This is a genomic window from Nonomuraea sp. NPDC049269, assembly GCF_043197155.1.
Lineage (GTDB): Bacteria > Actinomycetota > Actinomycetes > Streptosporangiales > Streptosporangiaceae > Nonomuraea.
The window spans coordinates 255,174-268,830 of record NZ_JBICSO010000008.1 but is presented as its reverse complement, the minus strand read 5'-3'; the positions used below and the strand labels follow the sequence as shown (position 1 = coordinate 268,830).

Annotated in this window: 16 protein-coding genes; 5 read left to right on the top strand and 11 right to left on the bottom strand. The window is 69.2% G+C overall.

Going from position 1 to position 13,657, the window contains the following annotated elements; all coding sequences use genetic code 11:
• Positions 1-9: 9 nt before the first annotated feature.
• The 6 genes from ACGFNP_RS40655 to ACGFNP_RS40630 all read right to left on the bottom strand — a co-directional run bounded on the left by ACGFNP_RS40655 (position 10) and on the right by ACGFNP_RS40630 (position 6,939).
• Positions 10-2,064, bottom strand: coding sequence for a protein kinase (locus ACGFNP_RS40655; protein WP_358323428.1), 2,055 nt, complete (start codon positions 2,062-2,064; stop codon positions 10-12).
• 121 nt (positions 2,065-2,185) lie between these two features.
• The gene (locus ACGFNP_RS40650) at positions 2,186-2,698 is read right to left on the bottom strand and encodes a YbaK/EbsC family protein (protein WP_358323431.1); all 513 of its coding nucleotides are present in this window, start codon (positions 2,696-2,698) and stop codon (positions 2,186-2,188) included.
• Between the two features lie 61 nt (positions 2,699-2,759).
• Positions 2,760-4,310: a flavin monoamine oxidase family protein gene (locus ACGFNP_RS40645; RefSeq protein ID WP_393328000.1), complete on the bottom strand. Its 1,551-nt coding sequence runs from the start codon at positions 4,308-4,310 to the stop codon at positions 2,760-2,762.
• A 179-nt stretch (positions 4,311-4,489) separates the two neighbouring features.
• Positions 4,490-5,332, bottom strand: a complete 843-nt coding sequence (locus ACGFNP_RS40640) for a M55 family metallopeptidase (RefSeq protein ID WP_358323437.1) — start codon at positions 5,330-5,332, stop codon at positions 4,490-4,492.
• Between the two features lie 42 nt (positions 5,333-5,374).
• Entirely contained in the window at positions 5,375-6,580 is a 1,206-nt protein-coding gene (locus ACGFNP_RS40635; RefSeq protein ID WP_393327997.1) for a DUF6395 domain-containing protein, read from the bottom strand.
• Positions 6,571-6,939, bottom strand: coding sequence for a hypothetical protein (locus ACGFNP_RS40630; RefSeq protein WP_393327995.1), 369 nt, complete (start codon positions 6,937-6,939; stop codon positions 6,571-6,573). Before ACGFNP_RS40630 ends, ACGFNP_RS40635 begins: the two co-directional genes overlap by 10 nt.
• 310 nt (positions 6,940-7,249) lie before the next feature.
• On the opposite strand from ACGFNP_RS40630, the gene ACGFNP_RS40625 reads away from it, so the two are divergent.
• Positions 7,250-8,248, top strand: coding sequence for an aminoglycoside phosphotransferase family protein (locus ACGFNP_RS40625; protein ID WP_358323445.1), 999 nt, complete (start codon positions 7,250-7,252; stop codon positions 8,246-8,248).
• Here ACGFNP_RS40625 and ACGFNP_RS40620 read toward each other — a convergent pair.
• Both ACGFNP_RS40620 and ACGFNP_RS40615 read right to left on the bottom strand, forming a co-directional pair.
• Positions 8,245-9,018, bottom strand: a complete 774-nt coding sequence (locus ACGFNP_RS40620) for an SDR family NAD(P)-dependent oxidoreductase (protein WP_393327992.1) — start codon at positions 9,016-9,018, stop codon at positions 8,245-8,247. The genes ACGFNP_RS40625 and ACGFNP_RS40620 overlap by 4 nt on opposite strands.
• Positions 9,005-9,631 (bottom strand): hypothetical protein, encoded by a 627-nt coding sequence (locus tag ACGFNP_RS40615; RefSeq protein WP_393327989.1) that lies wholly within the window; start codon positions 9,629-9,631, stop codon positions 9,005-9,007. Before ACGFNP_RS40615 ends, ACGFNP_RS40620 begins: the two co-directional genes overlap by 14 nt.
• 71 nt (positions 9,632-9,702) lie before the next feature.
• Between ACGFNP_RS40615 and ACGFNP_RS40610 the strand changes: the two genes are divergently transcribed.
• Positions 9,703-10,242 carry a CGNR zinc finger domain-containing protein gene (locus tag ACGFNP_RS40610; protein WP_358323454.1) on the top strand — a complete coding sequence of 180 codons (540 nt, stop codon included), beginning with the start codon at positions 9,703-9,705 and terminating at the stop codon, positions 10,240-10,242.
• A gap of 61 nt (positions 10,243-10,303) precedes the next feature.
• Entirely contained in the window at positions 10,304-10,843 is a 540-nt protein-coding gene (locus ACGFNP_RS40605; protein ID WP_358323457.1) for a DinB family protein, read from the top strand.
• 6 nt (positions 10,844-10,849) lie between these two features.
• On the opposite strand, the gene ACGFNP_RS40600 is transcribed toward ACGFNP_RS40605, so the two are convergent.
• Together ACGFNP_RS40600 and ACGFNP_RS40595 are read right to left on the bottom strand one after the other, a co-directional pair.
• Entirely contained in the window at positions 10,850-11,425 is a 576-nt protein-coding gene (locus ACGFNP_RS40600; protein ID WP_393327986.1) for an SRPBCC family protein, read from the bottom strand.
• A 2-nt stretch (positions 11,426-11,427) separates the two neighbouring features.
• Complete coding sequence (locus tag ACGFNP_RS40595) at positions 11,428-11,736, bottom strand: metalloregulator ArsR/SmtB family transcription factor (protein ID WP_358323463.1); 309 nt, start codon at positions 11,734-11,736, stop codon at positions 11,428-11,430.
• A gap of 139 nt (positions 11,737-11,875) precedes the next feature.
• On the opposite strand from ACGFNP_RS40595, the gene ACGFNP_RS40590 reads away from it, so the two are divergent.
• Positions 11,876-12,730, top strand: a complete 855-nt coding sequence (locus ACGFNP_RS40590; protein WP_393327984.1) for a hypothetical protein — start codon at positions 11,876-11,878, stop codon at positions 12,728-12,730.
• The gene (locus ACGFNP_RS40585; RefSeq protein WP_393327981.1) at positions 12,727-12,978 is read left to right on the top strand and encodes a hypothetical protein; all 252 of its coding nucleotides are present in this window, start codon (positions 12,727-12,729) and stop codon (positions 12,976-12,978) included. Before ACGFNP_RS40590 ends, ACGFNP_RS40585 begins: the two co-directional genes overlap by 4 nt.
• On the opposite strand, the gene ACGFNP_RS40580 is transcribed toward ACGFNP_RS40585, so the two are convergent.
• Positions 12,975-13,583, bottom strand: coding sequence for a dihydrofolate reductase family protein (locus tag ACGFNP_RS40580; RefSeq protein WP_358323473.1), 609 nt, complete (start codon positions 13,581-13,583; stop codon positions 12,975-12,977). The two genes, ACGFNP_RS40585 and ACGFNP_RS40580, sit on opposite strands and share 4 nt — an antisense overlap.
• Between the last annotated feature and the right edge of the window lie 74 nt (positions 13,584-13,657).

The window sequence follows — 13,657 nt, the reverse complement described above, 5'->3', positions numbered from 1 at the left end:
GTCCCAGCATCATCCCCCGGGGTTCCCCTTCAGTCCGTTGAGCTGGGTCACCACAGGTCCGACGTTCAGCGGAGCCCATACGGCCCTCCTCGCGTTGTCGAACGTGCCGTAGGCGAGGATCAGGGAGAGCGCGGCCCCCGCCGCAAGAACTCCCACCATCACCATCGCCGCTGTTCTCGAGGGTACGAGCGATGAGAGGGTTCTGCGCATCTGCCTTCCAGGTCCCTCTACTCCCGGGCCCGAGCAGACGGTCCACAGGGCGATCGCCGCTCCCCAGGCCAGCGCGTTGTAAGGGTTCATCTTGACGACCACGGCGAGCAGCAACGTCACCGGGAGTCCCAGGATAAGCGCGTAGAAGGTCAGCGCGAAGGTGATGCCCACCGACTTGACCAGCGCTTTGGGGAAGGCGAACACCCGCACCACGTCGAGCGCCGCCGATCCGGTGGACCTGCGCGCGGTGAGCTCCGGCTGGGCCAGGTCGGCCGCGCGCAGCAGCACCACGACCGGGATCGCCACCAGGGCCACCAGCACGGGCGCCAGCACGGCCGCCACGATCATCAGGATCAGCAGCATCGCGCTGGCCAGGCCATAGGCCCTGGACCGCTGGAGCGCCTGCCCCGGGCGGGCGCCCGGGATGAACGGCTCGCGCTTGGTCCGCAGGTCGGGCTGCTGGTAGGAGTCGCGCGGGCCCTGCTGGTCCGGCGGGAGGTACGGGTCGCGCTTCGCCTGGGGATCGGGCGGGAACTGGCCCTGGACCGGGATGTAGGGCGGCGGCTGGACCGGGTTGCCCCTGCCGTAGTCGGGCGCGTCGGGGCGCACCCGGCGGGTGGGGATGTCGGGCGGGTCCGTCGGGCGTACGCGCCGGGTCGGCACGTCGGCCTCGGCCGGCGGCGTGTGGCTGTTGTGCTGGGCGGAGACCTGCCACGGCTGCGGGGTGGCCTCGCGCTGCATCTTGCGCAGCTCCTCAGGAGTCACCCTGCGGGTCGGCCACGGGTCGCCCTGCTGCTCGGGGAGCAGCGAGACGTACTGCTGGTCCGGCGGCGGCTGCTGGGGCGGCTGGCCCTGGGGCGGACGGTTCTGGCCGGGCCCCTGCTGTGGCTGTCCCGGTTGCTGGCGCAGCTGGCCGTCGACGAGCTTCCGCGGCGTCATAGGCGGCGTCGAGACGTCGTACGACGGCTTGTCGGCCAGCGGCTGCGGCGTCGGCAGCTCGATCGACGGGCTGGAGCGGTCGGACCGCGGCACGGTCGAGATCTCGTCGGCCACACCGCTCGGCGGCCTGGGCAGCATCCGTGCGGTCTGCTCGGCCAGCTCTGCGGCCTTGGGCCGCTTGGCGGGGTTGCGCTGGAAGGCGGCCTTGAGCAGCGGCTGCAGCTCGGCCGGGGCCGCGCTCACGTCGGCCTTGCCCGCGGTGATGTTGTAGAAGATCATCTCCAGCGTGCCCTTGCCGAAGGGCGGCTGCCCGGTGCCCGCGTACAGCAGCGTGCCCGCCCAGGCGTGGACGTCGACCTCGGGGCCGGCCTCCTGCCCCTCGATGATCTCGGGGGCGAGGTATCCGGGCGTGCCGATGAACATCCCCGTCTGCGTCAGCCGGGTCGCGTCGACCGCCTGGGCGATGCCGAAGTCGATGAGGACCGGCTCGCCGTCGATGATCAGCACGTTGCCCGGCTTGAGGTCGCGGTGGATCACCCCGACCGCGTGCACGGCGGCCAGCGCGGTGGCGACCCCGTGCGCGATCCTGACCAGCGCGGGCAGATCGAGCGGGCCGTCGTCCTTGACGATCTCGTCGAGCGGTCGTCCGGGGACGTAACGCGTGACGATGTACGGCCGATGACCGGTCACATCGGCGTCGAGCACCTCGGCGATGTACTTGCTGCGCGCCCGGCGCATGGTCTCGACCTCGCGCGAGAGCCGCCGCCTGGCGACCTCGTCGCCGGCGACTTCGGCGCGTAGGACCTTGACCGCCACCTGTCTCCCCTGTGGGTCGACAGCGAGGTGGACAACGCCCATTCCGCCTTCACCGAGCCGCCTGAGCAGCCGGTAAGGGCCGAGTCGGTCATCGTTCATGGCATGAAGCACCATACCGGCTTAATCCCCGCCCACGAGATGAACCATGAGGCCACATTCCCACTCGTACAACGTTCCGATGGGGCCCATCGGTTTCCAGTTCAACGGTCTCGAATTGGCGTCAGTTCGCCAGAGGGAGGACCTCTGCACCCTTAAGTCCGGCAAGTGTGGATCCGGCGATGGCCAACTTGGACCGCCGCACCCCGCTTCCGATCACCACTCTGTGGTGCTCCGCCACCTTCGTGTCCACCAGGATCGGCCAGTCGGCGGGCAGGCCCAGCGGGGTGATGCCGCCGTACTCCATCCCGGTGAGCTCGACCGCCTCCGCCATCGGGGCGAAGCTCGCCTTGCGCGCGTCGAGATGCCTGCGTACGACGCCGTTCACGTCGACCCGCATCGTCGCGAGCACCATGCACGCCGCGTAACGCGTCTCGCCGCCGCGCTTGGCCGCGACGACCACGCAGTTGGCCGACTCGTCGAGTGTCACGCCGTAGCGCTCGCAGAACGCCGCCGTATCGGCCAGCTCGGGGTCGATCTCGGCCACGTCGACGCCGCCGAGTCCCTGCACGGCACGTGCCACCGGCTCGGCCAGCAGGTCGATCCGGTCGGTCGCGGGCACCCAGTCCAACGTCATCCCATCTCCTCGATCGCTTTCTCTGAGGACCTTACGCCGGTCCCCGGAGTCGCGTGCGACGTCACGGTGACTGCAATACCCGTTGGTGCAGCTGGGTGACGGCGCCGCGGGCCGACTCCATGGCACCCGCCTGCCACGCGATCAGGTAGGTGAGCCAGTCACCCGCGAAGTAGACCCTTCCGCTGGGGCGTTGCAGAAGAGTGAACGACGAATCAATGGCGGGCCAGCGCACCCAGCCGCCCTGGATGTGCTCCTGACGGTCCCAGGCGATGGAGACGCTGGAGAGCAGGTCCTTGCCGTACTTGTCGCCGTGGATCTTCCTGCCCTGGGTGAGGGCGCGGCGCCTGCGGTCCTCCGGGGTGAGCGCGCCGTAGAGCTCGGCGTTCCGCTCGGTGTTGTAGTAGCCGACGAGCACACCGCGCTCGGAGTGGAAGCCGGCCGACGGGTACCAGATGTGGGTGATGTCCAGGTCCGTCTCGGTCACGCCGCCGTAGATACGGTCCTCCAGCTCCCACCAGCGTCGGCCGTACTCCAGCCCGATCTTGCCGCTCGCGACCGGGATGGGCGTCTTGAGGGCGGTAGTGACGGGGGCGCCGAGGTTGTGCGGGATCTTCGCGAGCAGGTGGGGCGGGAGGGTGGCGATGCAGTAGTCGGCCTTGAGCGAGCCGCCGTCCCAGGTGACCTCGACGCCGTCGGCCAGGTTGGTGATCTTGTTGACCTTGACGCCGGTCCTGATCCGGTCCTCGCCGACCGCCGCCGTGAGCTTGGTGACGATCGCGTCCATGCCGCCGACCGGCTGCAACATGGGGGTGGACTGCTCGTAGCCGAAGTCGTTGGTGATCGAACGGCCGGTGCCGGCGGCGAGGACGGCGTGCAGGGTGCCGGGGGCCGGGATGGGGGTGCCACCGTCCAGCGCCGGATATTTGACGAAACCGCGGCGGTCGGAGCCTTCGTAGCCGAGCTTGGCACCCAGGTCGCCGAACCTGCGGAGGAACTCCAGCAGGCGTTCCTGGTCGTCCTTGCTGACCTGCTTGTCGAGCGCGCCGACATTTGTCGCTTTAGCCAGAAGCTCCGCGACATATCCGTACATATCAGCACGCGCGGCTCTTGCCCGGATCGTCTGACCATTCGTGTGGACGAGGGCCTGTCCGTTGTTGTTGATGAACGTCTCGATCGGGATGCCCAGCTCGCGGCAGTAGTCGAGGGTGACCATCCACGGCGCGATCCGCCCCGGGCCCGCGTTGAAGTAGACGCCCTCGCCGAACTTCACGTCCTGGGCGGGGCCGTTCAGCTCGGCCAGCCGATCGCCGCCGCGCAGCGTGAGGTTCCGGCCGCCGGCCCGGTCCCTGGCCTCCAGCAGTGTGCAGTCGTAACCGGCCTTGCCCAGCTCGTACGCGGCGGTCAGCCCCGCGACGCCGGCTCCGATGATCACCACCTTGGCCGCCGCCTTGCCGCGCAGCGAGAAGTCACCCTGCCGGGGGGAGGCGAAGTCCTTGTCCTGCCCGGACGGCGCCAGACCCAGCGCGCCCATGGCGGCGTACATCGCTCCCGCGCCACCCACCGCCCCGATGCCGACGAGCAAGCTCCGCCGGGTCAGCGCCGCGCCCTCCATGCCCCTGCTCCCCACTGTGCGGGCCTACCGTCCGCGAGCTCACCTTTGCGCGCCCGCCCTTGCGGGCCCGCTGTCGCGCACCCTTTTCGCTTTTCGCGGCCCATCTTCGCGGGTCCGACGGCCGCGCGTCTCGTCTATCGAACGGCGCCGTCGTACGACCTCACTCGCCTTGCGAGCGCTCAGCCGTACGGACCGCTGCCACAGGCGACCTGGCCACCGATCGTGGCGAAGATACCGAACAACGCCATGATCTGTGCGAAGTCATCGGTGGTGAACTCGGTGTGCCGCGCCCCGACCGACTTCACGCCGGGCACGAGCCCCACAGCGGCCGCGATGGCAGTGGAGTTCCACTCCACGCCCAGCGTGTACGGCGCCGCCACCCGGTAAGGCGTGAAGTCGCTCAACCGCCCCAACGCCCTTGCCGTCGCCTCACGGATCCGCGCCTGGGCGACGCTTGGCGGCAGCAGTTCGGCCGAGAACTTGTCGATCCCCTTCTTGACCGCCACCGTCTCCACATCGCCGAGCAACTCGCGCGCCTCTTCACCGACGGCCTCGTCCCCGGTCACCACCACGACCGGAACACCATGAGCCCCGGCGCACGCCGCCACCAGCCGCGTCTCGCCGCACACCTCGCCGTTGAGGTAGACGTTCTGGATCTCCTTGCCCATCCAGGTGTGGTTGAGCACGCCGTGGGGCACCCCCGCGCGAGCGTGGTAGCCCACGAAACAGGCGGCCTGGAACGACCCGTCGACCCCCTGCGCCATCCGCTGCGCCTTACCCGGTCCGCGGATGAGGGTGGCACGCGGATCCAGCAGGTCGATCCGCAGATTCTTGGTGGACCCGTGCGCGTCGTTCACCAGCACCGTGGTCGCCCCCGCCTCGAACGCCCCCTCGACGGCGGCATTGGCGTCGGCGGTCATGAGCTCGCATCCCCGCTCGTAACCACGCTTACCGGCGTGCATCTCCTCGGGGTCGGTGAGCCCGGTCACGCCCTCCATGTCGACCGACAGATACACCTTCACAGCCCTACTCCTCACCTGTCCCAGCAAGCCTCATGTGGCCTATCACGTGCCCCATGTCTCCACCCGGCGGACCTCGGCCTCGGTCATGAGCCCGACCTCGGACGTCATGAACTCGGCCGCCTGGTAACGCCACGGGGCGGGGATCTCGGCGAGCGCCGGCGGATAGCAGTGGTCGAGCCAGCTCGTCGACTCCTCGGTGGCGTCGAAGTAGTCGAGCGCCTTGCCGAACAGCGTGTCCCCGATGCCGGGCACCCGCGCCAGGCCGTACTCGACCATCTCCTGCCCCCCGTACGGTGGCGGCTGGAGCCACTTGCGCACCCGGGGATCGTCGGCGGTGAAGGGTGTGTCGAGCGGCCGACGCTCGACGGCGGCCTGGATGAGCTCCTTGTACAGGCACTTGCCGCACGTACGGCACGGGCCGTCGGTGCCCTGCAGGCACCATCGGACGTGTTCCTTGAGCTCCGAGGTCAGCGCCAGCCGCATGGTGACCGCCTCACTCACGCCGCCCACGGGAAGCACGATGTGCACCCCCGCCGCCGCGAACAACCGCCCCCACGCCCCGTGCGGCGCCCACATCAGGTTGTCGGGCGTGTAACGCAGCAGATAGCGATCCCCGCCGAGCCACCGTGAACCCAGTTCATACCCGAACGCCAGTCCCCCGAGATCCATCCGGTCGGCGTGCAGCAGTGCCCCAACGGCGACCGCGTGGTGCTCCGGGTATCCGGGCCGGGGCTCGGACAGTGTGAACTCCAGATCGGAGTCCACGATGGTGAGCTCCCGTCCGGTCCGCCGGGCCAGCCTGGCCAGAACGTCGGAGCGGTAGTGCGGCCACCGATTCGGCACACGGGGATGCGACACCCGCCGGAAGTGCACGAACGGCGCCTCGGGATAGATGGCCGCCGCCGCCACGGAGTCCGCGCCACCGCTGTAGGAGATCGCTAAGTTCGTCCCGGTACGACGGGCCTCCGCGCCTACCGGCCCCGCTTCGACGCCCCACCCGTCGTGCAGCGCGGCGGCCACCTCCGGGGAGATGGCCCGGTCGAACACGATCTCCTTACGCGTCCACGGCGCCACCACGGTCCACGCGGCGACGGCGAAGAGATCGGGGTGCGCGTCCTCGGGGACGCGGGCGACCGTGCAGGAGTTGGTGGCCAGCTTGACCGGGTGCTCGTCGGCGGCCTTGCCGGTGATCTCGTCAGCGGCCCCGAGCCGGAACGTCAGCTCGCCTCCGGCCCAGCTCACGCGCATGACTGATCCTCCACCCGAACGCCGTCACCAGGGCCCGGCGTCCGCGACTTGAGGTCGTCGATCGCCTGCCAGAGGAGAACCTCGTTCTGCAGCACGCCGTCCAGCGCCTTGGCCGTCTCCTGAGCCAGGCGATGGGTGTCGTCGAGCCTGGCCTTGTCGCCGGTGGCCGCGGTGGCGGGCCTGGCATTCCTGAGGCGCTCGACCTCGTCCTGCAAGCTCGCCATCTCCCGGCGCAGGGTCTGGACCTCCCACAGGGCGTCCCTGATGTCCTGGCGGTGATCGCCGATGGAGATATAGCGGGAATCAAACCACGTGCGCACGGCTTTGCGCAGGCGGGCGGGGACCAGGACGCGCATCATGAAACGCCACGATAGTGGCAAATCTTCGGCCTTCAGGACGCTGTTTCCGAATGGCAACCAAGTCACATAACTGGTGTCAACATCACTTGTCGTGACGGGTCCCAGCGGGATTACCGACCCCCACTTGTCGCGCGCCTTTCATGATCATGACGCTGGGAGAAGTCCTGGGCGTGGTCGGACGCGCCCTTACCGCAAGCGTCCGGGCCGGCGTTCCACCTGAGCGGTCCATACTCGATGGTGTGAACCTCGTCCCCCCAGATCTTCACGGTGCTCACCCGCCGGTCGTCCTGCCGTCCCCGGGAGTCTGACCGTGGTCGAGGAGCTGATCGCGTACGTGCGGGAAGCGTTCGGGTGGGATGAGGACGTCACGGCGTCTCCGGGGCCCCGGGGCGCACTGGGTCAGATCTGGCGGCTGGACGTCGGCCCGGCACGCTACGCGCTCAAGGAGATCTTCGCCGAGCCGCCGTCGGAGGCGTTGATCGAGGCGGAGCTGGCGTTCGCGCGGCAGGCGGCCGAGGCGGGCGTACGGCTGCCCGCGAGCCACCCCGACCGCGAAGGGCGCCACCTGCTCACGCCGCCCGGCGGGACCTGGCTGCGCCTGTACGACTGGCTCGACCTGCGGCCGCTCGACCTGACGGCCCGAGCCACACCGCGCGAGGTCGGCGCACTGCTCGCCCGCCTGCACCGATGCGCCCCGGCCACGACGGCCGAGCCGGGCGGCGGACCGCCCGATCCCTGGTACGACCGCGTCCCCGCCGCCCATGAGTGGGCGAAAGCGTCCGCCGAGTGGGCGGAAGCTTCCGCGTCCGGCGTGGTGTGGGCCGCACGACTGGCCGACCTGCTGACCACGCTGCCCGAGCTGTGCACGGCCGTCGCGCCCGCCGACCCCGCCAGGCTGATCGTCTGCCATCGCGACCTGCACCCGGAGAACGTCCTCGCCGAATCCACCGGCGATCTGGTGGTCGTCGACTGGGACAACCTCGGTCCGGCCGAGCCGGGCCGAGAGCTGGCCCGGGCGCTGTTCGACTGGTTCTGCGACAACTCGATCGCCGACCTCGACGCCATGCGGGGCATGTACGAGGCGTACGTGCGCGCGGGCGGCCCTGGTCGCATCACCGATCCGGCGGACTTCTCCATGCTCCTCGCCTCCCGCCTGAATTTCCTGCGCGTCCAGGCGCGCGCCGCGCTCGACCCGCGCGCCGAGCGGCGGCACCGCGAGTGGGCGGAACGCGAGATCGACGAGGGACTGCGCATCCTGCCCACCCCGCGGCAGTTGGCCGACGTGCTGGAGCTCGCCCGCGCGCGCTAGACCTGCTTCAGCATGCCGCCGTCGATGACCAGTTCCGAGCCGCTGATGTTCGGCGCTTTGCCGGAGGCGAGAAAGACCACCAGGGCGGCGACCTCGGCAGGTTCGGTCATGTGCCCGGTCGACAGGTTGGTCGCGGCCGGGATGCCCTCGACGAATTCCTCGAGCGACACGCCCGCCTGGCGGGCCAGCGTCGCTCCGTTGCTGCCGGGTGCGGTCCAGACCGGGGTACGCACCGGTCCGGGGGCGATCGTGTTCACCCGCACGCCCTGGGGGCCGAACTCTTCAGCGAGAGCCTTGCCGAGGTTGGCCAGTGCCGCCTTGGCGGCCGAGTAGTCCACCAGGTAGGGGAGCGCCAGGCGCGAGTTGACCGAGCCGATGTTCACCACCTGGCCGCGCCGCCGCAGGATGCTCGGCAGTGCCGCCCTGGTGGCCCGCACGGCACTCCACAGGGTCAGATCGAAGGTGCGCTGCCAGTCCTCGTCGGTGGCCGACAGAAAGCCGTCGAGTCGTGGCGCGGCACCGCCGACGTTGTTCACCAGCAGGTCGATCCCGCCGAACTCGCCGAGCGCCGCGTCGATGAGCCGTCCGGGCCCTTCGGGCGTGGCCAGATCGACTTCGATGGGGAGTGCCGCGAGCTCCTTTAGTTCCGTACTGATCGTCCGCGCCCCCGCGGCCACCCGGTAGCCGTCCTCCACCAGCGCCCGTACCACGGCGAGGCCGATGCCCTTGCTGGCTCCGGTGACCACCGCGATCTTCTCATTTTCCGACATGAGTTACCTTTCTCTCGTTGATCTTTCCGGGCAGGCGAAGGGCGAGCAGCGAGCCGAGCACGCAGATCGCCAGAGCCCACCAGAACGTGCTTTCGAACAACCGGATGTCGATCAGCGCGCCGGGCCCTCGCCGGAGAGCGTGCGCCGCGTAGCCGAGCAGGAGCGCCGTTCCGCCGAGCACCGGCGCGAGGACCGCGACCGAGCCGGCGCCGAAACCGTCACCGGCACGGGTGAGGCCGTAGAGCAGCACCGCGAGGCCGAGCGAGAGCAGCAGGAGGCCGAGGACGTCCAGTCGTGTCGTGCCGGTTTCCGGGCGGTCGCGAGGCAGCACCCTCAGTGACAGGACCACCGCCAGCAGTCCCAGCGGCAGGTTCATCGCGAACAACCAGCGCCAGGACAGATGGTCGATGATCACCCTTGCCCCGACGAGCACCGTCAGAGAGTCGGCGACAGTGGTCAGCGCGCTACCCGCAAGGTAGACGCCCAGCGCTCCGGAGAGCCGATCGATCCCCACGACCACGACCGTGCTGTTGAGCAGGGCGAGGAACGCGCCGAAGCCAAGGACGCCGCCCAGCGCCGGCAGCCCCGGAGTTGATCGTGTCTGGAATGCCATCGCCCCTCGTCGACACTAGTAAACGGCTTTGATAGTGTTCGACTATACTTAAACCGTTAGGTGGTGTCGACATGGGGTGGGACAGGGACGAGCCGGCCGCGGAATTTCACCGCGTACCGGCCCGGTTGGTCGCGGTGTTCGATTTCCTCAACACCTGCGATCTGCGGACCTTCGGCGGGCACGAGCCCGACGACGAGCTCGCCGGGTGGCTCGGCGATTGCGATCCGGCCGAGCGCGAGCGCGCCTTCACGCTGCGCCGGGCACTCCGCGCCATGGCGCGGGCCAACCGGACAGGCGAGCTCGACCCGGCCGCGGCCGGAGAGCTCGACGAAGTGGGCGCGACGCTGCCTCTACGGGCGCTGTCCGACGGCGGCGGCCTGCTCGGCGTCACCGCGGCGGACGGCGGCGTTCCGGGTACGCTCGCGAACCTGCTGGCCGACGTCATCGTCGCGTCGGCGGACGGGTCCTGGGCCCGGATGAAGGAATGTGCCGCACCGGACTGCCGCTGGATCTTCTACGACCACGCCAAACCACGCAACGGGCGCTGGTGCTCCACCGCGGGCTGCGGCAACCGGATGAAAACCCGCGCGTACCGCAACCGCACCTCGTGAGCCCTCGTGGCTGGGGAAATGACTGGAGGCAGTCCTGGCGCCGCCGGTAGACTCACCGCGCATGATCGAACTGGACGAGCAGGGACGCCCGGAACCTCCTCTCGCGGGCGACGAGACCGCCACACTCCTGGGGTTCCTGGAGTACCAGCGCGCGACCCTGGCGTGGAAGTGCGCGGGACTGGACGCCGCCGGGCTGAACGCGACCGTCGCCGCCTCCACGATGACCCTCGGCGGGATGCTCAAGCACCTGGCCTACGTCGAGAGCGACTGGATCTCGCGGTGGCTGCACGGGAGAGACCCGGAGTCCCCATGGAACACGGTGGACTGGAAGGCCGACCCCGACTGGGATTGGCACTCGGCCACCGAGGACACCCCGGAACAGCTCCACGCGCTCTGGCAGGACACCGTGGCCCGCTCCCGCGTTCTGGTCGCGGAGGCGATGGCCGACGGCGGCCTGGAGCGGTTGGCCCAGCGTTCCTGGCCCGATGGCCATACGCCCAGCCTGCGATGGATCCTGTTCCATCTGATCGAGGAGTACGCGCGGCACAACGGACATGCCGACCTCATCCGGGAGTCGGTGGACGGGCAAACCGGCGAGTAACCGCGATCAGGACGCCTTGTCCTCACCCTTCAGGTGCTCGGGCAGACCGGTATTGGGGATGCCGAACTTCCGCGCGTACAGATCGTTGAGCTCGGACCAGCCGAAGTCGACGGCCGCCGCGCCGCGGATCGGCGGGATCGGCCGCCCTTCGAGCAATTTCTCGGCCACGTCGAGGCAGATGTGCCAGCCGGCCGCGACCTTCGGGAGCCAGTCGCGGTCCTGGACGGTGTGCCGCAGGGTCAGCCGGGCACCGGTGTCGGTGGCCACCAGTTCCCAGCGCAGCAGGTCGGTGCCGAGGGTGTACTCCAGCAGCGTCGGTGGTTCGGCGCGCAGGACCTCGGCCGCCAGGTCCTGGGGATGCTCGTCGTCGATCATCGTGATCGTGGCGTCGCCCGCCTTGGACAGATCGCGATCGGCGGTGTACGGCGCCCACGCGGCGAGTTGGTCGGGCTCGGTCAGCGCGGCCCACACTTTCTCGGGCGGATGGCGCAGGTCGCGGGTGAAGACCAGCGTCCAGCGGTCTTCCGCCGCCTCGCAGTCGACCTGGGCCAGAGGGCTCGGGCGGTATGCGTCGGACGTCATGACTACTCCAGATTGTCGAGGTGGCGCTCGAGAGCGGCGAGATGCCGGTCCCACAGGGTGCGATACGGCTGAAGCCAGTCGTCGAGCGCCTGGAAGGGACCCGCCTGAATGCGGTAGATCCGCCGCTGCGCCTCCGTACGACAGGTGACGAAACCCGCTTCCCTGAGCACCTTCAGCTGCTTGGAGACCGTGGGCTGGCTGACGTCGAGCGCGTCGACCAGCTCGTTCACGCTGCTCTCGGCCTCCAGGAGCCGGTCGAGAATCCGGCGCCGGGTCGGTTCGGAGAGCACGGAGAACGTATCGACGGACATGCCTCCTATATTCTCCGCCAAGCATATGCCTGTCAAGGTATACACATGTCTTACGCGCTGTGGATTATCACCTTTTGTGGTGCTTTGGGCGCTTTCGGTATCGTGGTGAGAGAGATCCCGGAAGAACCGAGGCGGGCACATGTCCGACCGTGCATCGAAGGAACCCCGTCAGTACCGATACCGGAGTGAGCGCGAACAGCCGGACGGGCAGCGCGGAAACGACGCCCAGGAGCCGGAGTACGACGAGATGGCGCTGGGCGGGGAGTCGCTGAGCGACGAGCCGGATGTCTTCCTCGATGTTCCCCTGCTCAAGGTGGACGAGATTCACCTCGAGGTGGACGATCTCCGGGCACGGGTGTCACTGAGCGCCGAAGTCCTCGACCTGGTCCGGCTCAGTGTGGGAGCGGATGTGGCGCTCGGCCGGGTGGCGCTGGACATCAAGGGCGTCGAGGCCGAGGCGCTGCTCAAGGTACGACTCGACAACGTCGCGCTGATCCTCGACAGGGTGCTGCGCACCATCGACCACAATCCGCAGATTCTCGAGAACCTGACTCGCGGCCTGGAGTCGACTCTTCGTGACGTCGGAACGGGCGCCGGCCATGCCGTCGGCGAACTCGGCCGGGGAGCAGGAAGAGCCGTGGAAGACGTCGGCCGCGGAGCTGGGGAAGCCGTAGAAGAAGTCGGCCGCGGAACCGGCGGGGCCGTCCATGAGGTCGGCCGTGGGACCGCGGAAGCCGTAGAAGGAGTCGGCCGAGGCACCGGCGCAGCCGTCGAGGAAGTCGGCCGGGGAGCCGGTAAGACGGCCGAATCCGTGGGCGGCACGGTCAAAGGCGGGGGCGAGGGGGACGACGAGCCCGTACGCGACCGTGATCGGGTGCCGAAGCGGACCGCGAAGCGCGCCGTACGAGAAGGCAAACCCGTCCGACGTCGCCCCCCGGAGGAGACCGAGCGCGAGCACCCCAGGCCGGTCCGGCGACCGGAGCGGCCCTCATGAACGATGACGGCGGGCAGCCGATCCTCCATGAGCCGGCGGACATCGTTCTCACCGCCACGGTGAAGGCGGACGAGCTCCGCTTCGACGAGGCGCCGCAGACGCACGTCGAGTTCTCCGGCCGCCCCGGTCACGAGTCAGGCTCCGGCAGCGACCGGACCAACCTGCCGGATCGCGTGGAGGAGAACATCACCTACCGGCACGTCCAGGTTGATTACGTCCTCGCCTCCACGCTCACCATTCGCAGCTAAGCGACAGAACCGTACGAGGGTTTACCCGCCCACTCGTAGGTGGTGTACACGACGCCGGCGTCGGTGACAGTCGACCCGGTGACCTTCAGCCCAGCCGGAGTGGTCCCCTCGGCGAAGAGCCGCTTTCCCTGGCCAAGGATGACGGGGAAGACCAGCAGGCGGTACTCGTCGATCAGTTCGGCCTGCTGGAGCGTACGCATGAGATCGCTGCTCCCCTGGACGAGGATCTCGCCGTCGGTGCGCTGCTTGAGCTCGGCGACCGTCTGAGCGGCCTCGCCCACCAGGACCTGGGTATTGCGCCACTCCGCGTTCATCGGCGTCCGCGTGGCGACGTACTTCGCCATGCCGTTGATCTTGGCGCCGCCTTCCTCGTCGGGCACGTCGGGCCAGTACGAGGCGAGGATCTCGTACGACTTGCGACCCAGAAGCATGCCGTCCGCGCGCTCGAGCTGCTCGCCCATGATGCGGCCGAACCCCTCATCCACGTGCGGGGGCAGCCATCCGCCGTGCGGGAAATCGTTGGAGTCGTCCTCGCCGGCCCCGCCGGGACCCTGCATGACACCGTCCAGCGACACGAAGGTCGAAACCACCAGCCTGCTCGCCATCTGCCCACTCTTTCGCTCGTGGTGCGGAAAGCGGGTCCGTCCGGCCCGCCGTTTTCCTGTGCCTTCAGCTTGGC